General features: G+C 69.2%; 22 protein-coding genes and 6 tRNA genes. 19 read left to right on the top strand and 9 right to left on the bottom strand.

The genetic code is table 11. The features are described from left to right. Entirely contained in the window at positions 1-768 is a 768-nt protein-coding gene (locus tag D0D37_RS12120; RefSeq protein ID WP_116200606.1) for an SGNH/GDSL hydrolase family protein, read from the top strand. Here D0D37_RS12120 and D0D37_RS12115 read toward each other — a convergent pair. Next, a complete protein-coding gene (locus D0D37_RS12115; protein ID WP_116200605.1) occupies positions 765-1,292 on the bottom strand; it encodes a CGNR zinc finger domain-containing protein in 528 nt (175 codons plus the stop codon). The two genes, D0D37_RS12120 and D0D37_RS12115, sit on opposite strands and share 4 nt — an antisense overlap. 504 nt (positions 1,293-1,796) lie before the next feature. On the opposite strand from D0D37_RS12115, the gene D0D37_RS46530 reads away from it, so the two are divergent. The 8 genes from D0D37_RS46530 (at position 1,797) to D0D37_RS12080 (ending at position 4,669) form a co-directional block, all read left to right on the top strand. Further along, positions 1,797-1,879: transfer RNA gene (locus D0D37_RS46530), tRNA-Tyr, on the top strand. Positions 1,880-1,904: 25 nt separating this feature from the next. Further along, positions 1,905-1,977, top strand: a tRNA-Gly gene (locus tag D0D37_RS12110). Between the two features lie 28 nt (positions 1,978-2,005). Further along, positions 2,006-2,079: transfer RNA gene (locus D0D37_RS12105), tRNA-Arg, on the top strand. A gap of 157 nt (positions 2,080-2,236) precedes the next feature. Then, positions 2,237-2,308 (top strand) — tRNA-Gln (locus D0D37_RS12100). A gap of 5 nt (positions 2,309-2,313) precedes the next feature. After that, a tRNA-Gln gene (locus D0D37_RS12095) sits at positions 2,314-2,385 on the top strand. Positions 2,386-2,402: 17 nt separating this feature from the next. Beyond that, positions 2,403-2,475: transfer RNA gene (locus tag D0D37_RS12090), tRNA-Lys, on the top strand. A 548-nt stretch (positions 2,476-3,023) separates the two neighbouring features. Then, complete coding sequence (locus D0D37_RS12085; RefSeq protein ID WP_116200604.1) at positions 3,024-4,334, top strand: ammonium transporter; 1,311 nt, start codon at positions 3,024-3,026, stop codon at positions 4,332-4,334. After that, complete coding sequence (locus tag D0D37_RS12080; protein WP_116200603.1) at positions 4,331-4,669, top strand: P-II family nitrogen regulator; 339 nt, start codon at positions 4,331-4,333, stop codon at positions 4,667-4,669. Before D0D37_RS12085 ends, D0D37_RS12080 begins: the two co-directional genes overlap by 4 nt. Before the next feature lie 925 nt (positions 4,670-5,594). Here D0D37_RS12080 and D0D37_RS12075 read toward each other — a convergent pair. Further along, positions 5,595-7,781 carry an MGH1-like glycoside hydrolase domain-containing protein gene (locus tag D0D37_RS12075; protein ID WP_116200602.1) on the bottom strand — a complete coding sequence of 729 codons (2,187 nt, stop codon included), beginning with the start codon at positions 7,779-7,781 and terminating at the stop codon, positions 5,595-5,597. 185 nt (positions 7,782-7,966) lie between these two features. Here D0D37_RS12075 and D0D37_RS12070 point away from each other — a divergent pair, with 185 nt between their 5' ends. Together D0D37_RS12070 and D0D37_RS46525 are read left to right on the top strand one after the other, a co-directional pair. Continuing rightward, a complete protein-coding gene (locus D0D37_RS12070) occupies positions 7,967-8,194 on the top strand; it encodes a hypothetical protein (RefSeq protein ID WP_116200601.1) in 228 nt (75 codons plus the stop codon). A gap of 25 nt (positions 8,195-8,219) precedes the next feature. Then, complete coding sequence (locus D0D37_RS46525; RefSeq protein WP_162834179.1) at positions 8,220-8,624, top strand: hypothetical protein; 405 nt, start codon at positions 8,220-8,222, stop codon at positions 8,622-8,624. Between the two features lie 167 nt (positions 8,625-8,791). Here D0D37_RS46525 and D0D37_RS12065 read toward each other — a convergent pair whose 3' ends face one another. Next, positions 8,792-9,670, bottom strand: a complete 879-nt coding sequence (locus D0D37_RS12065; protein WP_162834178.1) for a trypsin-like serine peptidase — start codon at positions 9,668-9,670, stop codon at positions 8,792-8,794. Positions 9,671-9,916: 246 nt separating this feature from the next. Between D0D37_RS12065 and D0D37_RS12060 the strand changes: the two genes are divergently transcribed. Continuing rightward, entirely contained in the window at positions 9,917-10,336 is a 420-nt protein-coding gene (locus tag D0D37_RS12060; RefSeq protein WP_116200599.1) for a DUF2690 domain-containing protein, read from the top strand. A gap of 189 nt (positions 10,337-10,525) precedes the next feature. On the opposite strand, the gene D0D37_RS48800 is transcribed toward D0D37_RS12060, so the two are convergent. Next, positions 10,526-11,041 carry a helix-turn-helix domain-containing protein gene (locus tag D0D37_RS48800; protein WP_116200598.1) on the bottom strand — a complete coding sequence of 172 codons (516 nt, stop codon included), beginning with the start codon at positions 11,039-11,041 and terminating at the stop codon, positions 10,526-10,528. A gap of 285 nt (positions 11,042-11,326) precedes the next feature. On the opposite strand from D0D37_RS48800, the gene D0D37_RS12050 reads away from it, so the two are divergent. Both D0D37_RS12050 and D0D37_RS12045 read left to right on the top strand, forming a co-directional pair. Further along, the gene (locus D0D37_RS12050; RefSeq protein ID WP_116200597.1) at positions 11,327-12,016 is read left to right on the top strand and encodes a TMEM175 family protein; all 690 of its coding nucleotides are present in this window, start codon (positions 11,327-11,329) and stop codon (positions 12,014-12,016) included. Positions 12,017-12,635: 619 nt separating this feature from the next. After that, positions 12,636-13,526 carry a CHAP domain-containing protein gene (locus tag D0D37_RS12045; RefSeq protein ID WP_116200596.1) on the top strand — a complete coding sequence of 297 codons (891 nt, stop codon included), beginning with the start codon at positions 12,636-12,638 and terminating at the stop codon, positions 13,524-13,526. A 348-nt stretch (positions 13,527-13,874) separates the two neighbouring features. Here D0D37_RS12045 and D0D37_RS12040 read toward each other — a convergent pair whose 3' ends face one another. The 3 genes from D0D37_RS12040 to D0D37_RS12030 are packed head-to-tail and all read right to left on the bottom strand — an operon-like array spanning position 13,875 to position 17,565. Beyond that, positions 13,875-15,311 carry a glycosyltransferase family 39 protein gene (locus D0D37_RS12040; RefSeq protein ID WP_162834177.1) on the bottom strand — a complete coding sequence of 479 codons (1,437 nt, stop codon included), beginning with the start codon at positions 15,309-15,311 and terminating at the stop codon, positions 13,875-13,877. A gap of 24 nt (positions 15,312-15,335) precedes the next feature. Continuing rightward, positions 15,336-16,844: a sensor histidine kinase gene (locus D0D37_RS12035; protein ID WP_116200594.1), complete on the bottom strand. Its 1,509-nt coding sequence runs from the start codon at positions 16,842-16,844 to the stop codon at positions 15,336-15,338. After that, complete coding sequence (locus tag D0D37_RS12030; RefSeq protein WP_116200593.1) at positions 16,834-17,565, bottom strand: response regulator transcription factor; 732 nt, start codon at positions 17,563-17,565, stop codon at positions 16,834-16,836. The genes D0D37_RS12035 and D0D37_RS12030 overlap by 11 nt, the downstream gene beginning before the upstream one ends. 852 nt (positions 17,566-18,417) lie before the next feature. Between D0D37_RS12030 and D0D37_RS12020 the strand changes: the two genes are divergently transcribed. From D0D37_RS12020 to D0D37_RS47115, 3 genes are all read left to right on the top strand, one after another. Beyond that, complete coding sequence (locus D0D37_RS12020) at positions 18,418-18,636, top strand: helix-turn-helix domain-containing protein (RefSeq protein WP_425266925.1); 219 nt, start codon at positions 18,418-18,420, stop codon at positions 18,634-18,636. After that, the gene (locus D0D37_RS12015; protein WP_116200591.1) at positions 18,636-19,331 is read left to right on the top strand and encodes a Clp protease N-terminal domain-containing protein; all 696 of its coding nucleotides are present in this window, start codon (positions 18,636-18,638) and stop codon (positions 19,329-19,331) included. The genes D0D37_RS12020 and D0D37_RS12015 overlap by 1 nt, the downstream gene beginning before the upstream one ends. 192 nt (positions 19,332-19,523) lie before the next feature. Continuing rightward, positions 19,524-19,691, top strand: a complete 168-nt coding sequence (locus D0D37_RS47115; protein WP_167493521.1) for a hypothetical protein — start codon at positions 19,524-19,526, stop codon at positions 19,689-19,691. On the opposite strand, the gene D0D37_RS12010 is transcribed toward D0D37_RS47115, so the two are convergent. Together D0D37_RS12010 and D0D37_RS12005 are read right to left on the bottom strand one after the other, a co-directional pair. Then, a complete protein-coding gene (locus D0D37_RS12010; protein WP_116200590.1) occupies positions 19,692-20,492 on the bottom strand; it encodes a pentapeptide repeat-containing protein in 801 nt (266 codons plus the stop codon). A gap of 46 nt (positions 20,493-20,538) precedes the next feature. Further along, positions 20,539-20,955, bottom strand: coding sequence for a hypothetical protein (locus D0D37_RS12005; protein ID WP_116200589.1), 417 nt, complete (start codon positions 20,953-20,955; stop codon positions 20,539-20,541). Positions 20,956-21,041: 86 nt separating this feature from the next. Between D0D37_RS12005 and D0D37_RS12000 the strand changes: the two genes are divergently transcribed. Then, a complete protein-coding gene (locus tag D0D37_RS12000; protein WP_244223485.1) occupies positions 21,042-22,208 on the top strand; it encodes a sensor histidine kinase in 1,167 nt (388 codons plus the stop codon). Then, a complete protein-coding gene (locus D0D37_RS11995; protein ID WP_116200587.1) occupies positions 22,205-22,810 on the top strand; it encodes a response regulator transcription factor in 606 nt (201 codons plus the stop codon). Before D0D37_RS12000 ends, D0D37_RS11995 begins: the two co-directional genes overlap by 4 nt. Positions 22,811-22,842 lie beyond the last annotated feature (32 nt).

The following is a 22,842-nucleotide window of genomic DNA, read 5'->3' as shown; positions in this document are numbered from 1 at the left end:
ATGACCAACCGCTTAGTCTGTATTGGCGATTCGTTCACCGAAGGCGTCGGGGACGACGATCCGTCCGCGCGCAACGGGGTGCGCGGGTGGGCCGACCGGGTCGCCGAGGTGCTGGCGGCCGGGGAGCCCGGGTTTCGCTACGCCAATCTAGCGGTGCGCGGGAAGCTCCTGCCGCAGGTGCTGAACGAACAGATCGAACCGGCTCTGGCGATGAAGCCGGACCTCGTCACCGTCTACGCGGGCGGCAACGACCTGATGCGGCCGCGGGTCGACGTCGACAGCCTCGCCGACTCGTACGAGCGCGCGGTGGCCCGGTTCCGCGCGGCCGGTGCGCAGGTGCTGCTGTTCACCGGCGTAGACGGCGTGGAAGACGCGCTGTTCCGGCAGATCCGCGGGCGGGTCGCCATCTACAACGAGCATGTGCGCGGCATCGCGGCCCGGCACGAGGCGCTGCTGGTGGACATGTGGTCGATGCGCCAGCTGCGCGACCGTCGCATGTGGTCGCCGGACCGGCTGCACCTCAACGCGGCCGGGCACACCGAAATCGCCATCGCCGTTCTCGACGCGCTGGGCGTCCAGCACAGGCTCGCGAACGCCGCGCTGGGCCCGCGACCTCGCCTGTCGACGCGGGAACAGCGCGCGGCGAACCTTCGCTGGGGCAGGGAACACGCGTTGCCGTGGATCGGCCGCCGCCTGCGCGGCGAGTCCTCCGGCGACACGATCGCCCCGAAATACCCGGAACTGCAGTCGTTCGAAGCGGCCGACTAACCCACGAGCTGCCGCGCGCGATGGTCGGCGACATTGACCCGCGTGCCGCAGCGAGTGGAACAGAACCGCCTGCGCCCGTTGCGCGACGTGTCCACGAACGCGATTCCGCACCCTTCGCGCGCACAGACGCCGAGGCGGTGCGGCTCCTCGCACACGAGATGCGCGAGCCCGCCCGCGGTGTAGGCGTAGAACCGCTCGACCACTTCCGCGCCCTCGCTGGAGTAGTGCAGATGCGGCCCTTTCCCGTCATGGCTGGCGATGTTCGGCCGGCACGCGGCGACGGTGAGCAACTCGTTCAGGAGATCGATCCGCTCGGCCGTCGTCTCCGCGACGAACACCCGGTGCAGCCGCCGCCCCCACGCGAGGATCCGCTCCGCTTCGTCCGCGGTGATGCGGGGCAGCACCATGTCGCGCGCCTGTCCCGCGGCCCGCACCTCGGCGGCCGTGACGTCGTCGCGCTGGGCAAGGGTTGCGAGGTCGGCGGCTACTTGCGCGCCCGCGCCGCCGTAAGGGTTGAAGTGCACTCGGCCATTACAACACGATCTGCCTTCCAGGGAAAGCCCGGCCGAAAACACTTCTTCGGAAAATAAGATTGACGCACCGCTTCGGCACAGGCGAAGATGAATCCACCACAGCGGATGAAGGAGCGGTCATGGCGAACATGCGGAAGCGGGAGAGGCGAGGCCAATATCCGGCCGCCGTCCGCGCTGCCCAGCGTTCGCCGCGCTATCAGCACCGCACCTGCCGAAAAGGCGGCCTCCACGGTGGTATCCGCTCCCTGACCTGACGCAGCAGTCGTTCGCGCACAGGGAGCCGCCCGTCGAGAAACCGATCCGGGCGGCTTCTTTCGTCAGGCCTCCGAATGCACTCAATTGCGAATATTTATTTTCCTGCTGCCCATTTTCGACGGGCGCGGTTTTTTGACAACTGCACAGCGGAGCAAGACATTTCCGAGACTCGTCCCCGTCGCCTCACCCGCGGCCAGGACGAGCGCCGGGTCCGGCAGCCAAGCGCCGCCGGACCCGCACGGTGAAGACGGGGCGGCGGCCCCACCCGGCTGTAACCCGGGCGCCCTTTTCGGGCAGTGAGGGTTCGACTCCCTCCTTCACCACTGCGCCCTGCTCCGGGCGCGCCTCGCGGTCGTGGTGAACTCGGCGGACACGTCGGTCTTCCAAACCGAAGAAGAGGGTTCGACGCCCTCCGGCCGCTCGCGGTCCGGCCCGGTAGCCGGACGCACACCCTTGTAGCTCAGCGGGAAAGAGCGCCGCACTACGAATGCGGAGGCCCCAGGTTCGAGTCCTGGCAGGGGTACGGGCCCGGCGCCGAGGGGGCGCCGGTGCCTCCCACTCGCGGGTCCGGCCCGGTGCCGGACCGCGTTCCGGATGCGAGGGGCATCGGCGACCCCGCCTGGTTCGGGACCAGGAGACACCGCGTTCGACCCGCGGGCATCCGACGCGCTCGGCCGCGTTCCCGGTTGGTGTAACCGGCAGCATCGCGGATTTTGGATCCGCGGGACCAGGTTCGAATCCTGGACCGGGAGCCCCGTGCCCGTTCGTCCAACTGGCAGGACGCCGCGCTCTGGACGCGGAAACCGAGGTTCGACCCCTCGACGGGCAGCAAGACCCCCGCAGCGCGGACCGTTAGCTCAATCGCGCAGAGCAGCCGGCTTTTACCCGGCGGGTTCAGGGTTCGAATCCCTGGCGGCCTACTTCCGGACCCCAGGTCACCAGTGCTGGTGAACTGGGGTTTTGTGCCGTTCGGACGAGTTTCTCCCGACACTGCACTGTCCATTGTGGTCTCCTGCGAGCCCGAGGGGAGCCCGAGAGCGCGGGCGCCGTGCACAGCGGCCTGCCGGGGGATCGCCGACGCGAGTTTCCGGGCGGCGTCGGCGGCGACTTCCTGGGCGACGTTCGTGTAGATCCATGGTGACCTTGAGCGAGGAGCGGCGGAGGATGCGCGTCCGCTCTATGAGCGTCGCCGCTCCGTGGCGGAGCCCGTGGAAAGTGTCGGGATCCAGCGGGAGCCGGCCGACCCCGAATACTCGGCCTGACCATTCGCCGCCTCTCTGCCCGTTTCGTTTCGTGGCGCCGTGCGCGGTAATTCCGATGGTCTCGTCACGGATCACCGTCCTTTCGATTCCGGTTCGACCGTTTCGCCGGACTGCGGGTCGGCAGCGGAAGCACGACGGAAACATCCCGGTAACACCGCCCGGTTAACTTCCATCGGCCGGGCGAGGAGACGAGGAGAGTCCGATCGTGGTCGATACCGGAAGCACGGCGTGGTTGCTGGGCAGTGCGGCACTGGTCATGTTGATGACGCCGGGCCTCGCGCTGTTCTACGGCGGAATGGTCCGCGCCCGGAGCGTGCTGAACGTGATGGCGATGACGTTCGTCTGTCTCGCCACCGTCGGTCTCGTCTGGGTCGCTTACGGGTATTCGCTCGCGTTCGGCTCTGATTGGTTCGGCGGGCTGCTCGGCACGTTGCGGCTGGCGGGATTGCACGGGGTCGCCGAGCAGCTGGTCGGGCCCGCGGGAAACCAGGTGCCGCTGTTCGCGTTCGTCGCCTTCCAGATGATGTTCGCGGTCATCACGGTGGCGCTGCTGGCGGGCGCGATCGCCGAACGGGCCCGATTCTGGACGTGGACGTTGTTTTCCGTCGTGTGGGTCACCCTGGTGTACCTGCCGGTGGCGCACTGGGTGTTCGCCCCGGACGGATGGATCGCGGCCCACCTGCACGTGCTGGACTTCGCGGGCGGAACCGTCGTCGAAGTGAACTCCGGCGCGGCCGCGCTCGCGCTGGCGCTCGTGCTCGGCCGCAGGCACGGCTGGCCGAAGCAGGCCGTCCGGCCGCACAACCTGCCGTTCGTGATGTTCGGCGCGGGCCTGCTGTGGTTCGGCTGGTTCGGCTTCAACGCCGGTTCCGCGCTGGCCGCGAAGAACCTTGCCGCCACTTCGTTTCTGAACACCACCGTCGCGGGTGCGGCCGCGGTGCTGGGCTGGCTGCTCGTCGAGCAGTTCCGCGACGGGAAGCCGACCACGCTCGGCGCCGCTTCGGGCGCGGTGGCCGGGCTGGTGGGGATCACGCCCGGATGCGCTTACGTCGAACCGATCGGCGCGATCGCGATCGGCGTGGCGGCGGGCGTCGCGTGTTCGTTCGCGGTGAGCCTGAAGTACCGGTTCGGGTTCGACGACTCCCTGGACGTGGTCGCGGTGCACGGCCTGGGCGGTTTCGTCGGGACGCTGCTCATCGGCCTGTTCGCGACCGCCAGCGTGGATCCGGGCGGCGTGAACGGCCTGTTCTACGGCGGCGGGTTCGACCAGCTGTGGCGCCAGGCGGTCGGAACGCTGGCGGTACTAGGGTATTCGCTGGCGGTGACCTTCCTGATCGGCTGGGTCATGCACAAGTTCATGGGATTCCGGGTCGACCGCGAAGCCGAGATCGACGGTGTCGACGAGGCAGAGCACGCCGAAGGCGCGTACGAGCTGGCAGTCCAGTCCGGACGCCGGGGGAGCGCGCCCGCCGGCGCACTGGGATCGCACCGGCCCGCGCGCGAGGAGACCCGATGAAGCTGTTGACCGCCGTGGTGAAACCGTTCGTGCTGGACGATGTCCGGATCGCGTTGCAGGAACTGGGCATCGCCGGGATGACCGTGAGCGAGGTCCGCGGGTACGGCAGGCAGAAAGGCCACACGGAGATCTACCGGGGCGCGGAGTACGAGGTCGATTTCATCACCAAGTACCGCCTGGAGATCCTCCTCGACGACGACCAGGTCGAGGAGGCGCTGCGGACGGTGCTGGAGACCGCGCACACGGGCAAGATCGGCGACGGGAAGGTGTGGGTGACGCCGGTGGAGACCGTGGTGCGCGTCCGGACCGGGGAGCGCGGGCGCGACGCGTTGTAGCGCCGCTTCAAACGGATCCGGTCGCGGTCGGGCGGGCCGCACCGCTTGACGAACCGGAAATCCACCTCGTCCACTGTGGACAGTATGGCGGTTTCCGTGGCATAGGAGGATCGGTTTCGACCGGGGCCAAGCACGAGAAAGCTCCGGCGGGCCAGTACGGCCGGTGCCGGAGCTTCGGCGGAAAGAGTCAGCGCGGCTGGTCGGCCGCCGTGACGATGGCGGCGGTGTCGTGCCCGGTTGCGCGGGAACGGCTGTGGTCTTCGCCGGTCCGTTCGGGAGGAAGTGCTGGCCCGCACGGCTTTTCGTTGCGGTCGTCAACGCTGCGGTGCGGTAGGGCGCTCAACGAAACTGCCGTTGTCCCGCCTTTTCTCGGCACCGCTCGACGGGCGGCGCTCGCGTGCCTGGCAGAGCGGAAATTTCACGACCGGGCAGGGCCTGGGACACCGGGCCCTGCCCTCCTGCTGGTTCGCCGATTCAGCGGTTTCACCCAAGCGCCGAGATGCCTGCCATCGCTTCATCCGGTCAGACAGGAGAGTTCTCTTCGGCGAAAACCGCGAAACGCACCGAACTTTTATCCAGCATCAATTTGCCGCCGGTGTACGCGAGTCTGTCCCTAACTGAAAAATGTCGACCCGCGTGTCGCTCGCCTTTCCCGCGATGAGTAGTCGTTCCGCTGTCGTAAAGCTTTCTTCGCGTGGCGTGTCGACGACGGACGCTCCCGTGCGTGGACCACCGCTCTCGGCGCAATACGCTCCTTCGCCGCCATCGTCCAGCCACGACAACCCTGGGGAACCGCGGTCCCGAAACGACGCGCCCGACGAGGTCGCACCGACCCGGGATCTCGTCGGGCCAGGCCCGCATCGGGGTTGTTCCCGTCCGGCGAATCAGGGCGGTGAGCGGCCCGATTCGCCGGACGGTCCCGGCGTCAGGCTCGCTGCGGGTGATCGAGTGCCAGCAGCATCGCCGCGGACCAGCTGAAGCCGCGTGAGTTCATCGGGGCGCCGTTGGCTGGGTTGTAGTTCTCCATCAGCGGCCCGTTGCCCAGCAGACCGGCCGCGTTCGAGCGCAGCTGGTCGGCCAGTGCCGCTGAGTCGGTGCCGTATCCGTAGCGCTGCAAGCCGGTCAACGCGAAGTACGCGTGGTCCAGCCACACCGCGCCGCGCCAGTAGCCGGTCGGCTGGTAGTACGGCGAACTCGCCGAGGTGGTCGGGAACGGCATGCGGGTGTCGAATTCGCTGGGGGACAGGAGGTTCCTCCGCACGGCTGCCGCCTGGCCGGGAGTGGCGACGCCGGCCCACAGGGGGATGACGCCTTCGATTCCCTTGCCGCGTGCGGTCAGCCGCCGCCCGGTGCCCAGTTCCGTGTCGTAGAACCAGCCGGTGGCCGGGTCGAACATGGTGCGCTGGACGGTGGCCGCGACGTCGGCCGCCGAGGCGCGGTAGGACCGGGCGGCCCGGCGGTCGCCGAGCCGGTCGGCGATCAGCGCCAGGGTTTTCTTGTCCATCACCAGGTAGGAGTTGAGATCCACCGACTCCTGGGCGAGCGACGAACCGACGATCTGTCCGGACGGCGAGGTGTTGTCCACGACGCTGGCGCCGAGCTTCGCGTCGAAGCGCGGCGCGTTGTCCATTCCGCTTTCCCACGCGGCCGCCAGTCGCTTGTCCTCGGCGGTCGCGTTGGCCGGATCGACGGTGGCGCCGTATTCGGCGAGGCCGTTGTGGTCGTGGTCGCGGTCGCGGTACCACCAGGCGTGGTAGGCGGCCAGCTTCGGGTACATCTCGCGCAGGAACGCGAGATCGCCGTTGCGTTGGTAGACCGACCAGACCGCCCAGGCGGCGAGAGGCGGTTTGGAGTTGCGCTCGTTCCAGTTGCCGCCGCCGTGGGCGGGGTCGTTGTAGAAGACGGCGTCCGGGATCATCCCGGCGTCCTGCGGCCGGGCCGTCGACGCCGCGGTCACCTGGTAGTCGAACATGGAGCGGATCTGGGATTCGGCCAGCGCCGGATCGAACACGGCGGTGCCGACCGCCTGCTTCCAGGTGTCCCATGCCCAGAGGCCGTTGAACCACTTGTTGGAGATCGCGGGCGTGATGCCGTCGTGCTTCAACGCGCCTGCGGGACTGCGCCAGTTGGTGATCAGCGTTTCGGTCGACTTCACCGCCAGCCGCCGCCGGTTCGGCGGCACCCCGCGGGTGGCCGCCGTGACGTAGCCGTGCCAGCGAGCGTCGTCCTCGGCGACGGTGCGCCACGGCTGAGCCAGCGCGCGCTTCGCCGCCGACGCGTCGGCGGCGGCCTCGGCGGGGGTGAAGGTGTAGGACTCGGTCCAGTTCAGCGTTTGCCGGCCGTGCGGGCCGAGCACCAGGGGCGCGTCGCTCGTGGTGGTGTACGTGTCGCCGGCGACCGTTGTGGTCACCGGGTCGGCGTGAGCGACCTGGAACCGTTCGGTGCCGTCGGTCAGGTAGTCGTTCGTCTCGCGCACCTTGGCGAAACCGACCGCGACGCCGTCCTCGGTCACGGAGAGCCGGGGAGCGCCGTGCTCGGGTCCGGCGTCCGGCCGCAGCAGCGTGCCGCTCCAGCCTGCGCGGACCGACCGCCGCCGGTGCTCGGTGTTCTCCACGGTGGCCTGGACCAGTGCGGTGCGGTTGCTGGCGTAGCGCAGCTCCATGACGACGCGCAGACCGTCGACCTCGAAACTCTGCCGCAGCGCGCCGGGCAGCGAGCTGAATGCCGGGTCACGAGCGCCGGCGAGGCTGATCGGATGCCCGGCTTCGCTCAGGTTGAGCCGGCTGAAACCGGTGCTCAGCCACCACGGGTACTCCTGCGCGAGGTACAGCGGCCCGGTGAACGCACCGTAGGACGCGGTGTCGCCGACCTTGGGCAGCGCGTAGGCGTGCCATGCGCCGCGGTCGGCGAACACGTTGATGTCGCTGACATCGCCGCCGGCCGAGCCGGGCAGCGCCGAGGTGGGCACGCCCTGCAGATCGAGCACGTCCGCGTAGGACGAGGCGGATGCGGCGGCCTCGTCCCCGGAGGACTCGGACGCGACCGCGGGAGGCGGGAGAAGGAGAGCCGCGCCGACGGTGATCGCCGCGAGAGCTGGGCGGGAACGGAACATGGACACCTTCCTGAGCGAGAGAATCGACCCGCCGGAAGCACCGCGCCGGGCGCCGCTTCTGCACGTCGACGGGGCACGATATCGCCTGGCTGTCAGCAGGCCCAGACCGGACGCGATCCGAGAGCACGGGCGGCCCCGACGGTGATCGGAGACAGCGAGTCCGGTGCGGCAGCCGCGGTACCCGGGTGACCCGGAACCGAGCAGCGTCCCCGGATGAGGGGCGGTTCAGCCGCCTCGAACGGCTCGTCGACTACCCGCTGCGCCGCATCGATCTCTGCCGCGGACTCATGGGCGAGACCGCGGCTCGTCGCGGGTCACCACAGGTGAACCAGCCAGTGTGCCGTTCGTACCTCGAGGTCGAAGACATCGTCGTATTCGCGGGAACGTCGGTCGGGTATGCGGCGACTGCGTAGTCCCTGGCAACGAGGAAGAGCGAGCGTGGGATCGTTCGGCGACGGTGTCATGGAAACGATCTGGAGCACTTCGCTGTCTGTCCTAAGGACGCCGGTGAATCGCTGCGCCGGAGCCAAAGGTGCGGCCGGGGACGCGGTTCAGACCTCGACGGCAAGCCTGATGTCGGCGATTCCTGGTTGGAGCGTGAACAAGACGCAGGTGTCCGTCGAGGTTACCGAGTCGGTCCCTGGTCGATGTTCGTTGAGTTGCTGTGCAGCGGTGAGGACGTCGCCCGTTGGCGAACTGGCGGAATTCGTCGGCTGGGCGCGCCGGAACGGTGCGAGCCCAGCCGAGAGTTGCCGCTTATTGCGCCGATGGATCGGCGATTACGAAATCCTCGACACCGCTGGCACCGCCTCCCTCTGGATCACCGGCGCATCCGCTGCTTGACGTGCCGCAGCGCAGCCGCCGCGGCCGGACGCGACGAGAACGCCCGAACTCGACCCACTCGCCACCGTGACGGGTGCCAGGCGAAGGCGTGGTGTGCTGGAGCACGCATTCCTGGCGCTGGAAGTGCTCACGGGGGCGGAGCTGGCTCCGGCGGGCGGTTGCCCGGATCAGGTCTGGCTGCCGATCCGGTCGAGCATGCTCTTCATCTCGGCGGTGAAGTACGGGCTTTGGATCGTGCCGTTGTTCACCGTGACGCTGAGGACGCCGTCCACCGTGCCGAGGCTGGTGTTCGGATCGATGTTGATCAGCCAAGGGCCGCCGAGTGCCTTGCCGCCGCCGACCGGGGCGCAGGGCATCTGGATGCGGCCGTCGGGGAGTGCGCTGGTGGTTCCCGCGCAGGTGGAGGGGAATCCTTGCAGCGAGTAGCCGAGGGAGTTGACGAACATGTCGCGCGGCCAGTTCCAGCCCAGGCCGTCGCCGCCGACGGCGTCGACGAGCCGCTGGTTGTTCTGGTTGTTCCAGGTGCTCACCATCGCGACGTCGTAGTTCAGGCTGCCGTCGTTGACCCACGCGTTGAAGGCGATGTACTGCTTGGCGGCGAAGCTGCCGTAGGGCTGGCTTCCCCGGAAGGTGTCCGGCACGAAGATCCAGTTCCGCATCCAGTCGTGCCCGGCGCGGCTGTAGGCGCAGCTGGCGCTGGTGATCACCAGGATGCGGGACGCGCTGTTCAGCGCGTTGCCGTCGCAGCTGCGGTTGGAGTTGTCCCACGGGTCGACGTAGAAGATCTTGCCCAGCCGGGACGGCACCTCGTCCGGCGCCAGGTTGGCGGGGCGGCGGATCGCCGGTGCCGCAGCGGGCTTGCTGCCGGGTTTCCCCTTGGCTGCCAGCGTTTTGTGTTCCCCTGCGGGGACTGCGGTCGGCTTGGCCTCGCGCATTCGTTCGGGTGTCCAATAGGCCCGCACGGCAGCGGACGCGTCCTGTGCGCCAGTGGCCGCCGTCGAGGTCGTGCTCGTGGTGGAGGGCGCCGCAGCCGCGGCACCGGTCATTGCCAATACGGCAAGCGCTATGGCCGCCGAAGCGGCTCCTAATTTTCTCACGGACGAATCCTTCCCCCAGACAGCGCGTGGCCCACCGCGCGCTAAGTCGCCGATCGTGGATGCCGGCCGTCACGGCGGCGTCACGTCGGCGCGGTGACGCGAAAGTGACGGTGCGGGCGGAGCCTGGACGCCGTCGGCCGCAGGGGTGCCCAAGACCGGTAGCGGACGACTTCGATTTCGATCCGAGGGGGAAACATGAAACATGTCGCTGTCCAAGCAGCTATGGCGCTAGGCCTGACGCTGATCCCAGTCGTCCCGACCGGTGCGCAGGCGGCAACGTCGTCGATGCCGGTCTCTTGTTCGGCGGAGAGCTGCTACGGGAAAAACCCGATCAGCAGGGGATGCGACCAGGACGCGGTGACCATGTACACCGCGGGAAATGCTCAGGAATGGGTCGAGTTGCGATTCAGCAGCGCCTGCTTCGCCGCGTGGATCAAACTCCATGGGCAGCCCGGAACCAGCGGCTACGTCCGGAACACCCAGACCAGGCAGATCGGACAGGAAATCCGGGTCGGGAACTCCAGCTACAGCCTCATGGTGAACGACGAGAACGGCATCCGGGCGTTCGGCTGCGTCAGCATCGCCGAACGACCGGTGTGCACTCCGGCGTTCTGAGCGGTTGCCCGGGCGAGGTGTTCCGTCGGAGCCCAGGCCACGACAGGCTGCGTGTGTGTTCACGATGAGGATGACACCGCAGCGACGCGCGAATGACCTGTTCGGACAGTCCTTAGTGGAGCGCAACGCCGCGTGCTCTGGGACAGGTTCCGCGTAGGGTGCCGGGGACGGCTGCAGGCACCAGCGACGTCACTGGTGCCTGCAGCCGGTAGCTGGCACCTGGAGATCTTTGTTGTCTCCGCGACAATCAGACCTGACGCGGTCCGGTTCGCTGGCTCTGTGAGGTCGGGGAATCTGGTGGGCGGCCAGTACCTCCAGGCGGCGCGTGGGGCAGGCAGCGCCGGGATCGTGCGCAGCGGTCCGCGGCAGAAGGAAGACCGGGGATGGTCGAGCTTCCTGCCGGCAGTTGAGAACGCTGCGTCGGGAGAACGACCCGGAGGTTCTGGAAGCGGCGGTTGAGCAGGACGTGGCCGGAGGATTCGTGATCGCGTTGACGAACGTGCTGCGCGAGACATCCGCGGCCGCCGCGATCTCCTCCACGCTGACCGCCTCGAAACCGCGTTCGCCGATCAACTCGAACGCGGTCGCGCGGATAGCACGCCACGTCTGGAGCTTTTGCGCTCCCGCAAACCACCGCTGCCACCACGATGAGCCTGAACTTGGACCGAGTGCAACTTTGGAGATGGCTCCGTGCCACGGCCGCATTGGGTGACAGCTATCGCCTGTTTCCGGTGACAGTCATGACCTGCAATCGCTATCAGACGCAGGTCTCAAACCGTGTCCGACGCGGGAATTCCGGTGGGATGCGAGTTGCGGGGGTTGCGCGTGGAGCGGTGGTTCCGTTCGTCCACTCTGGAACGGATTTCCGGGCAGATGTCGCGCCGGTGTCGCTCTGGCAGGCGTGTCGTGGCCGTGGTCTCGGCGGCGGGCTTGTATAGCCAGCGGTGACAGTCCGCTTTGCGGACGGGGCAGAAGAAAGGTGCAACACGCATGAGTGCCAGCGACGTCGCCGACGAGACCGGCGCGGGAGGACCCGGCCGGGCGCGGCCGGTGTCCGTGCCGGGCAAGGGCAAGGGGGGTGCGTCCGGGGAGCGGCTGGTGCTGTTCACCGACGCGGTGACCGCGATCTCCATTACCTTGCTGATCCTGCCGTTGGTCGACCTGGTCCCGGAGGTCGCGTCGCACGGGCACGCCAGCGAGGTGATCACCGGTCACGTCGACCAGATCTGGAGTTTTCTGCTGAGTTTCGCGGTCATCGCGAACGTCTGGCGGGAGCATCACCGGACGTTCTCCTCGGTCGGGAGGGTCACCCGGCCCTTCACGATGTGGAACATGGGGTGGTTGCTGTCGGTCGTCGTGCTTCCCCTCCCGACGGAGATGATCGGCGCTTTCGGCCGGGACCGGTTCGTGGCGGTGTTCTATTACGCGACGCTCCTGGCGAGCATGGTGTGCCGGTTCGCGATGCTGAGGATCCTGAAGGCCGACCCGGAGTTGCTGGACGAGGACGATCGGGAGCCGGAAACGCTCCAGGAGCTATACACGGAAAGCTATCTCAACGTGTTCGCGCTGGTCCTGGCTTTGGCTCTCGCTCTCGCCGTGCCCGCGTTGCAGTACTACAGCCTGGTGCTGCTCGTCCTGCCCGGCAGGCGGGTGCTCCAGTGGCGTCGGCGCGCCCGCTGACCGTACCGGCCGAAGATGTGGCGATCATCCAACTCGGACCCACCGCGGAGGGGAAGAACGTCGGGGACGCTGTGGGGGTCCTGGAAAGGGCTCATGGTCAATCAGCCGGTCGTGGCCGACCGCGTCTTCCCACACGGGGCAAGCAGAGGACCGTGGCTGCAGGTGTACGACGGCAGCAGCAAGCTTGGCTGCGTCAACGGCGTCATCAGCAAGGGCAGCAGCGGCGCCAGCGGCGAAACCATCTCGCTCGTAGCCTTCGTTGCGGCGCAAGTACCACCTGCGTCATCCGTCCTCTGTCATCGAGTCCAGCTGAAACCCGGGGCCTCACCGTGAGCAGGAGTCCGCGCAGCGGTCGCGCCGGGGACACCCGTCCGGGCGGGCGGATCTTCTCGTAGCGCGCCCTGCCTCCAGCCAGGCGGTTCGGCTGCGGATGTCGTCATACCGGAATCCTGCTCCGATGTTGCTCTCGTCAAGGGTGGATGCCCAGCTGCGGGCCCGGTGACAACTGTTTTTGGGTGATAGGCACGACCTAGACCGTGTGCGGTGACGACTATCGGCTGTAGTCACACTGCTGCTGCCGTTCGGCAACGCCTGCCTGCTCGCCGGGGTAGCGTAAGCCGTGCCCGAGGATCTGGACTTTTCGCCGTTATCCGACCCGGTTGATCCGGCGGCGGTGTTGGCCCACGCGGAGCGGAACGGCGACCGCCCGGGTCGTGACGTGGCCTGCTGTGCACTCTGGCTGGTTTTCCTCGCCCTCGTCTTCTTCGGGTTGATCAGCGTGCCGCTGAGCATGTACCTCACGGACGCTTACCCGGACGGTGGGTTCGGCATCCGGATCCTCGGGCTGTCGCCGTTGCTCGTCGGGCTGGTGCTGGTCGTTCCGGTGGTCCGGCTGATGCGCAAGGACGGCGCTCAGGGGCGGATCAGCCGCTACCGCATCATGCAGTTCGCGGCGCGCAACGGGCTGGGCTACCACTGGACCGTCGAAAATCCGGAGCAGGCGGCCGGGATCTTCACCGTCGGCACCCGCCGGGCGGCGGGTGACGTCGTCGCGTTCGACCAGCCGCGTCCGATGGAGTTCGGGTGGTACCAGCACGTCACCGGGAACCGCGAGATGGCGGCCGAACGCTGGTACTACGCGACCACTCCGCTCGACGCCAAGCTCCCTCATCTTCTGCTGAACTCGCGGGCGAAGCGCACCGGCGTACTGACCGGCGGCACGGACGACGCACTCGGCCGTCCCGACCTCGCCGGCCCCGGCACGACCGTCTTCTCCGTCTCCGGCCCGTTCGGCCGCGCCCGCCAGATCCAGACCGTCCTGGACCGCACCCTCTTCTCCCCGGACCTCCTGGACCGCTACACCGCCCGCCCGGTCCACATCGAAATCGTCCAGAACCGGCTTTACCTCTTCGCCCGGAAACCGTTTGTCACCACCGATCCGGACGACTGGCGCTGGATCGTCCGCCTGCTCGTCGACACCGCCGAACGCCTGGAAACCCCGCCCGCCTGACCGGACGCCGGAGCCACGCGGTCACGGTATTCCGCCGCTGTCTGATGCTGGCGTCCCGGAACTGGTGCCCGACGCCGGTCTGGCGTCCGGTCACAGCGGGATCCGGCGCGAACCGCCTGTGCGTCGCAGTCCTTTCGCCGCCCTCGACACCCCGTGGGTCAACGCGACTCGCGCCACGCTGGCCAAACATCGGCACACCGCCCAGCCCGACCTGGCAGGCATCTGCCTGCACGCGGTGGCTCGCCGGGCTGTCCGGGCACGATTGCCCGGTCGGCGGCGACGTGGTTGCGGACGAGGTGTCGATGCTCGGCCGATGGAGCCGTATGCGTCCGAGCGTCGGTTCGGAGTTCACCGTCCGTAGAGCGCCACGGTGATGTCTCCCGCCGAATACGTTGCGGCTAAACGCAAACCGCTCGCAGCGAGTGGTTCGGGCGCGCCGGTGCCGCCCATTTCGACGAGCCACAGGCGGTTCGCGTCGCCGAGTCGGCGCGTGAGCGTCGGTGCGTCGGTGTCGATGCCGCGCAGAGTGGCTGAGGCGGTCGGGCTCTGTGCCAGGGCCAGGTCGTCCAGCGGGCCGAACGCGTCCGGGTAGCCGTAGGCGAATTCCCGGGGAGTGTTCGGATAATGGCAGGACGGGCAGTGGTAGAGCACGCCGTCGCCGGGGCGGGAGTGCGTGGCGATGACGGTCGCCGCGGTGCGGATGTCGTCGCCGTGGCCGTTTTCCCGGCGCTGGGCGATCTGCGTCGGCAGGCCGAGCCCGGCGATCAGCAGCAGCGCGATCGCCCTTGGCGCGACTGCGATTCCGGCTAGCGCGATGCCGACGGGGAGGGCGAGCGCGGGCAGGCAGAAGGCGAGATACCGCGGCACGTAAACGGGCACGGCCAGCTTCGCCGCGGCCAGCAGCAGCACCGGCGGGACGATCAGCCACGGCAGCGCGAGCCACGTCGCGGTGCCGGAGGTTCGCGAGCGGAGGCCGAGTCCGACGAGGACACTTGCGAGCACCGCTGAGCCGGTCGAGCCGGCCAGCCAAACGACGAAATCGCCCGGGGCGGTCGCGTCGGGTGCGGTGAGCCAGCCGAGCTGGTCGCGTTGCCGCCAGGCGAGCACGGCGATCGGCACCGCGGGAAGACAGCCCAGCAGCGCCGCGGCGAGCCAGCGCCGGACAAGCGTGCGACAGCGGGCCAGCACGAAGATCGCGTGCCCGGCAAGCAGGAGCAGTCCGAACAGGTTGAGCAGGCCGAGCAAGGCGACCGCGCAGCCGTATCCGGCCCGCCACCCGGGACCTTCGGCGAAACGCGTCAGCAGGTAGCTCGCCAGCACCGCGCCGAGAAGCGCGAAAGCGTACGGGCGGCCTTCCTGCCCGTATCGGCTGACCTGCGGCAGCACCGCGAACACGAGCCCGGCCAAGACCCCGGCACGCGGCGAGTGAAGCCGTCGTCCGAGGGCCGCGATTCCTGCTGCGGCGGCCGCGGCGGCCAGTGCCGAAGGGAGGCGCAGCACGACTTCGCCGGTGCCGAAGACGTGCACTATCGGCCACACCAGCAGGTAGTACGCGCCGTGCACGGCATCGACGTGGGCCAGCATGCGCACCAATGCGGACACCGGGCGTGCCTCGGCGTCGAGGGTGGCCGCCTCGTCTCGCCAGTACGAAGGCGTGCGCAGGCCCCAAACGACCATCAGCAACGTGACCGCGGCGGGCACGAGAAGCACGAAGCCGGGCCGCCGTGCCGTTTCGGGTCGAACTCCGGCCGTCCTTGCCATGGCTGCGACTGGCGGTGTGGACACGAGGCAAAGCTTGCCGGGCGAAGATCAGATCGCCGCCGGAGAATCGTGTGAGTCCGGTGTGAGTCCTCGTGGCAGCGTCAGCCGCACGCGCAAACCGTGCGGCGAGCACGGTTCGGCCACCGCTCTTCCATTGTGGACGGTGGCGATCTGGCTGACGATGGCCAGGCCGAGCCCGGAACCGGGATGTGGATTCGTCCCCGCCCGGTAGAAACGGTCGAAGATGTGCGGCAGCCGCTCCGGGGCGACCCCCGGGCCGGTGTCGGAAACCTCGATTTCGACGTCGTCGTCGTTCTCGCGCAGGACGATCGTGGCCGTGGCGCCGTCCGGGGTATGTGTCAGGACGTTGGCGAGCAGGTTGTCCACCGCGCGGCGGAGCAGTTCCTCGTCGCCGACCACGACGACGTCGCCGGGGATCTCCACGTGCCATTCGCGCCCGGGCGCGGCCACGCGAATCCGGTCCACGCACCCGGAGACCAGTTCGCCCAGTTCGACCGGCTCGCGCTGCCGGTCGGGATGCTGGTCGAGTCGGGCCAGCCGCAGCATGTCGTCGACGAGGGTGCTCATCCGTTTCGACTCCAGGCCGATGCGCCGCATCACTTCGTCCACCTGCACGCGCTCGGGCAGCGCGCCCTGCTGGTACAGCTCGGCGTTGGCGCGCAGGGAAGCCAGCGGGGTTCGCAGCTCGTGACTGGCGTCGGCGAAGAACCGGCGCATCAGGTCCTGCCCGGCTTCCCGCTCCTGCACGAACGCCTCGATCCGCGCCAGCATCCCGTTCAGCGCGGCGCCCAGCCGTCCCACTTCGCTGCGCGGGTCGGGCGAGGCGACGCGGTCGGTGAGGTCGCCCGCGGTGATCCGGTCAGCCTGCGCGGCCATCGTCTCGATCGGGCGCAACCCACGCCGCAGCAACCAGAATCCGGTCAGCCCGATCAGCAGCACGGCGATGGCCGAGCCGGCGATCATGATCGTGCGCATCCGGTCGACGGTCCGCGCCACGCCTTCGAGGCTGGAGCTGACCAGCAGGATGCCGCCAGGGACCGGGGCCGCCGCCACCCGCACTTGCGCCGTGCCGTCGATCGAACGCATGGTTCGCGCTCCGCCGCTCGAGGCCAGCGCGCGCAGGTCGGCGGGGATGGTGCGCTGTTCAGCCTCTGCGGGCGCGGTCGACAGGACCGTGTCGCTGACCGTCAGCGCTGTGCCCTTCTGCCCGTCGGGCCAGTAGAGCGCGGTGTACGCGCCGACCGTGACGTAGTTGACCGGCAGGGCGGCTTCACAGCCCGCGCGCGGTTCGCCGGTGAGCTGGCAACCCGTGCCCGGCCCGGCGACCGCCTCCGTGCGGAGCACGTTCGACAGTACGTCGGGCAACCGGCCTTGGATGCTCTCCGCCGCCGCGTGCAGCGTGTCGTCGGTCTGGTTCACCAGATAGCTGCGCAGTCCGGCGACAGCGGCGATGTCGAACGCGGCCAGCACAACCAGCGTCGCCGACACGACCGGGACGAGCACGCGCAGCCGCAGCCGCTTCGGCTCACTGCTCATCGGGTCCGGCCGGTTCGTCGGAACGCGGCAGCCGCAGGCTGTAGCCGATCCCGCGCTGGGTGTGGATCAGGTCCGGGCCGAATCGCGCCAGTTTCCGGCGGAGGTAGGCGATGTAGGTGGAGACCACCGTGCTGGTGCCGCCGAAGTCGTAGTCCCACACGTGGTCCAGCAACTGCGCGCGGGTCAGCACGCGGGCAGGGTTGGCCATCAGGAACCGCAGCAAGCGGAACTCCGTGGGCGAAAGCTCCACCCGGCGACCGCCCCGGCGCACCTCGTAGGTGTCCTGGTCCAGCTCCACATCGGCGAACGCGAGCACCGCCCCGGTCCCGGCCGGGCGAGCCCGGCGCAGCACGGAGCGGATCCGCGCGGCCAGTTCCTCCAGACCGAACGGTTTGGTCAGGTAGTCGTCACCGCCGATGGTCAGCCCGGCGACCTTGTCCGCCTGAGTGTCCTTCGCGGTCAAGAAGATCACCGGCACCAGCTGCCCGTCACGACGCAGCCGCCGCACGATTTCGAAGCCGTCGAGGTCGGGCAGCAGCACATCCAGCACCGCCAGATCGAACGACTGCTCCCGCAGCAGGCGCAATGCCTCCCCGCCGGTGCCAACGGTCTCGACCTCGAAGCCGAGAAACCGCAACGAGGCGGCGACGGCGTCACGCAGAAAAGGCTCGTCGTCGACCACCAGCAGCCGTTCCACGCCCTCCGCGGTCGCCGATTCCATCGCGCATTCCTCCTCGTCCCCACCATCTGAGCACACCGGCGCGAACGCGGCATGCGAACTGTGTGTGAGTTTCGTGTGGATCGGGCGCGCGGCATCATGCCGCGTGAAGACCTCCTGCGCCGACGGCACCACTGGCCGAGCTGACCCCCGCGCGGTCGGGAGTGGAGGACTACTCCGCCTACCGCCGAGAACGGCCAACGGCGCGCCCGATAGCGCAGGAGAGGCGGTGGGGCTGACCGAAGCTGAGGTCTGGGCGATGATCGACTCGCTCGGGGACATCGGCGCTGCGTCCGTCTGCTGAGCGAACACCTCGTGCACGGCGGACCTCGGACCGCTTCCTGCCGGACGCGTCCGCTGCGCGCGTTTCGAACATCATCCGCGGGGATGCGGCCGGGCAGGTCGTCCAGACCAGGTCGACGGGCCCGGTCACGATGAACTTGGGCCCGGGCCCGGGGGCACACAGCCCCACGATCAACTGCTACGTCGAGGGAAACGCTGGAGAGCCTAGACTCGGACGTGCCGGACTTCGCCGATGCGCTGCTACGAGGTCTCGCTGCGGCGACAGGTGCCGACCAGCAGCTCAGCGAGGCAACTCGCCTGGAGTCGGAAGATCTTCGTCGGGCCGCTGCGTTCGGCGCACGCTAGTGGCTTCTGGGGCGAAGCGAACCACGTCCGGGCGTTGCTCGCCGAGGTGATTTAGCCCGGCGGGTTCAGGGTTCGAGTCCCTGGCGGCCCACTTCCGCCCCCGTGGTCCAGCTGACACGACTCCGGCGTCCGAAGCCGGGAACGCCGGTTCGACTCCTGCCACGGGAGCGTTGCCTCGCAGCCGATCGTCAGCATATGCTGACGGCCATGTCGATGATTGCCGATCTCGACCAGGCCGTTCGCGGCGCCGATCCGGACGCGGGATTGCGGGCGGTGGCCCGGCTTCGCACGCTGGTCGAGCAGTTGGAGGCCGAGCAGGTGGCGGCGGCGCGGCAGAACGGCTGGTCGTGGCGGGACATCGCCGTCCGGCTCGGCGTCGCCAAGCAGACCGTGCACCGCAAGCACCACCGCGCCGAGGGGGCCTGATGTTCCGAGGATACCATCCCGAGCTGAGCCAGGTTATCGGCAGGGCGATCGCCTTGGCACGCGGACTCGAGCATCCGCGCACCGGCAGCGAGCACCTCCTGCTGGCCCTCGCCGCCAGCCGAGGTCCCATTGCCGCAGTACTGGCGGATCACGGAGCGACCGAGGACGCGATCCGAGGGGCCGTTCTCGTAGCTGCTCCGGCAGGGGCTGGCGCGGCCGCGGACCGGGCAGCCCTGGCCCCGCTCGGGATCGATCTTCAGCGCCTGACCGGGTCAGCCCTGGACCGCTCGCCCGCACGCGAACCGTTGCTGCCGCTCGGAATGGGGGAAGCGCGGCAGCGATGCGCCCAGCAGAAACCCCCGCTCGGCCTGGACGCGCAGGCGGCTTACGAAGCGTCACTGCGGCTCGCGTTGGCTCGCCGGGAACGGGAACACCGGCTCGAACATCTCGCCTTCGTGCTGGTCACGCTCGATCCCGGCACGGCCTGGGTTCTCGACGTCGCAGGCATCGACGAGCGGGCGCTGCTCGCCGGGCTTGCTGCGGCCTTCCCGATCCCGCGACGCAATCCGGTACTGCGAGCCGAACGGCGCCTGGGCCAACGGATCCGCCATCGCGACCTCGTCCGCCGTTACCAGCACACGACGGGGCGGACCGTCTCCGCAGGACACGCCGTCGCCGCACTCATCGCGGACTGATCTCCGCCCTCATCGGACGGTCCCGCTGCGAAAGCAGCCTCCGCGCGCGGTTCGGCAACCGTTTCACGACGGCCGTGGCACGGGCTGCAAAGCCGTGGACTCCCGGGTGGGTCTCCGCGAAGGTCCTGCTCCGCTGCACCGGAAACTCGTAAGGGTTGAACTGCACTGAACCATTACCGCACGATGACGGGCATGGAAGAGAACCGTTGCCCCCGTTGCGGCTGGCCCCTGGCCGAACTGCCCGCCTCCGCTGTCGTTCCCGCGTCGGCGGCCAGCCGGACCGAGTACGTGCGTTGTGTGTGCGGCAGCTGGATCGCCCGTCTCGGCGGGGTTGTCGTGGGTTCTACCCGGCCGCGCTGACTACCAGTGTTCGGGGCGGGCCAGCCGTGAAGGCAGCTTCGTCGCGGCGTCCCCGCGGGCCGCGTTCACCTGGGACTGGGTAAGGAAAATGCTGTCGGTGAAGTCGGCTCCGCGGACGTCGGCGTCGCGCAGATCCGCCCCGATCAGGTCTGCCCGGCGCAGGTCCGCGCCCCGGAGATCGGCCGCGATCAGGTACGCGCCGCGGAGGTTCGTGCTCCGCAGGTCGGCTCCGGCCAGTTTCGCGCCGATCAGGTCGGCACCGCGGCGGTCCTTCTTGCGTCCGGCTCCGGCGCGGACCAGTTCGCTGGTGCGGACGAGCAGCGGGTTCACCTGGGCCCGTCGGGCGTCGACGTCGATGGCCAGCACTGCGTCCGCTTCTGCAGCCGTTGCCTGCTCGATCTCAGCGATCGCTGCGTCCAATTCGGCGTGGATCTCGCGGGTCGCGGCCAGCGAGCGTGCCTCGGTGAGGTACCAGAGCAGTTCGTGCAGGTGCCGCATCACCGGCAGCGCGGCGAACATCTGCTCGCGGGTCTCCGGAGCCTCGCGCCAGCTGCGCCCGCCGAAGGTCACCTGCGACACCTGCTGTCCGGCGCCGAAGCAGTCGTACCCGGTACAGCCCGCGAAGCCCTTGGGGCGCAACCGGTCGTGGATGCCGCAGCGGAAGTCCTGCTGCAGGTTCGGGCACGGGTCGCCGGCGCGCTTGTCGATGGCGAAGTCAGCGGATTTGGTGAAGGTGAGCGCGACGCAGCAGAGGGCGAAACAGCTCGTGCAGTCGGCGGTCAGGGTGCGGCGGTCGGGCAAGGTCTCTCCAGCGAAGGCGGGCGAACCTGCCAATAGTAGTCGCCGCTCAACTGCCCGCGACGACCACGACGCGTCGGCGGCGTGCGCGCATCGCCAGCGCCGCGAGCACGAACACCTGGAGTTCCGGTTCGACGCCGGACAAGTCAGCGGTGCCCGCGGAGACGGTGCCGATGGTGTTCCCGGACTCGTCGACCTGCGCGTGGTCTCGGCGGCCGGTCCGTCGGAAGCGAAGCTCCGACCTGCCGCGCTCGACGCTCCAGGTGCGCGTACCCGGCCGATGCGTGCTCGCGAGCACCGACCCGTCAGCAGCCAGCAACTGATAGGTCCGGAACCGACGGCGGATCCGGTAGCCAGTGCCGTCCAGCTGGAATTGCCCTCCGGACCGGCCTTCGACCACGGTGAGCGGGCGGCCGTCGCGGGTGATCTCGTACTTCGTCAGTCCGGATTTCTTGAGGTGCAGCATGCGGCCACTTCAGCATCGCCCCGCCGGGACCGCCCGTGCCGTTTGTCATGGGTGATCATCGGCGAGGCGCCCGTACCATGATCGACGTGCGCGAACCCGATCCGGACCGGTTCTCGGCCCGCCAGTGGCCGGACTGGAGCTTCTGGACGGACGCGCCGAGCGGAGCGTCCGGCCCGCACCGCGGCCGCGTCCGGTCCGTGGTCGTCAACGGCCTCATGATGGGTTTCCTGGTCACCTGGGTCATCGCCCTCGCGGACGGACCGTACGGACCGGTCCGCATGGGGGTCGTTCTCGGCTTCCTCGTCTGCTACGCCGTCGCGTACCTCCTCGTGCTCTGGTTCGGCCCGCTGGCACTGCGGCGGCAGCGGATCGCGATGGTCGTCGCGTTGTTCGCGCTCGGCGCCACGCCCGCGCTGATTCTCGGCTCCCCGGCGTACCTGACCGGCCTCACCTACGCCATCGCGACCGGTCTCATGCTGTTGCCGCTGCGGTTTTCCCTGCTGATCGGCTTCGGGGCAGCAGCCGCCCAGATCGCGTGGATGCTCGCCAGGGACGGCCGCGTCGCCTGGGGCCAGGTGCTCACGCTCGTCGCCGTCACCGCGATCCTCGGCGTCGTCTACGCGCTGACGTTCACCATCGGCCACCTCAGACTGGCCCGCGAGCAGATCCGGCGGATGGCCGTCGACCAGGAACGGCAGCGCGTCGCCCGGGATCTGCACGACGTCCTCGGCCACAGCCTCTCCACGATGACGCTGAAACTCGGCCTGACGCGGCGGATCCTGGAAACGTCCGACAACACCGCCGCGGCGCTCGCGGAGATCCGGGACCTGGACGACCTGTGTCGGGAAGCCCTTTCCGACGTCCGCGCGACCGTGTCCGACTACCGCACGGTGTCGCTCGCGACCGAAGTCGCCGGCGCCCGGATGGCGTTGCGGGCCGCCGGAGTCCATGCCGACCTGCCCGACCCGGCCGATACCGTCGCTCCCGGACTGCAGGGCGTTTTCGGTTACGTAGTAAGGGAAGCCGTGACCAACGTGCTCCGGCATTCCGACGCTCAGCGCTGCACCGTCCGCGTCGGCCGCGACTGGCTGGAGATCGCCGACGACGGCACTGTCCCGGCGGAGATCGTCCCCGGACACGGCCTCACCGGCCTCGCCGAGCGGATGGCTGCGGTGTCCGGCTCGCTGGAGCACGGCCGCGGCCCGCACGGCGGATTCCGGGTGCTGGCACGCGGACCGGCGGGTGCGGCGTGATCCGGGTCCTGCTGGCCGCCGACCAGGCGCTCGTACGCGGAGCGCTGGCTTCGTTGCTGCGGATGGAGCCGGACCTCGAAGTGGTCGCCGAAGTCGGTTCCGGTCTCGAAGTCGTGCCCGCCGCGCAACGGACCACGCCGGACATCGCGCTCGTCGACGTCCAGATGCCCGGCCGCGACGGGCTCGCCGTGACCGCCGAACTGCGGCACGCGCTGCCGGACTGTCGCGTGCTGATCTGCACCACGTTCAGCCGCCCCGGATACCTGTCGCGCGCGATGTCCGCGGGCGCGGCCGGGTTCGTGGTGAAGGATTCGCGCCCGGAACAGCTGATCAACGCGATCCGGCGGGTGCACGCCGGACTGCGGTTCGTGGACCCGGCGCTCGCCGCCGAATCGCTGGCCAGCGGCGCGAGCCCACTCACCGACCGCGAGGCGGACGTCCTGCGCGCCGCGGCGGAAGGCGGGACAGTCGCGGACCTGGCGACGGCGCTGGGCCTGTCGGCCGGGACGGTGCGGAACCACCTGTCGTCGGCGATCGGGAAGACGCAGGCCCGCACCCGCGCGGAGGCGGTCCGGGTCGCCGAGACGAGCGGGTGGCTGTAGCGGCAACCCCTTTCTTGAGCGGACGATCCAGA

It is taken from the genome of Amycolatopsis circi, assembly GCF_003385235.1.
GTDB classification, from domain to species: Bacteria; Actinomycetota; Actinomycetes; order Mycobacteriales; family Pseudonocardiaceae; genus Amycolatopsis; species Amycolatopsis circi.
This window is presented reverse-complemented; position numbering and strand designations above follow the sequence as displayed.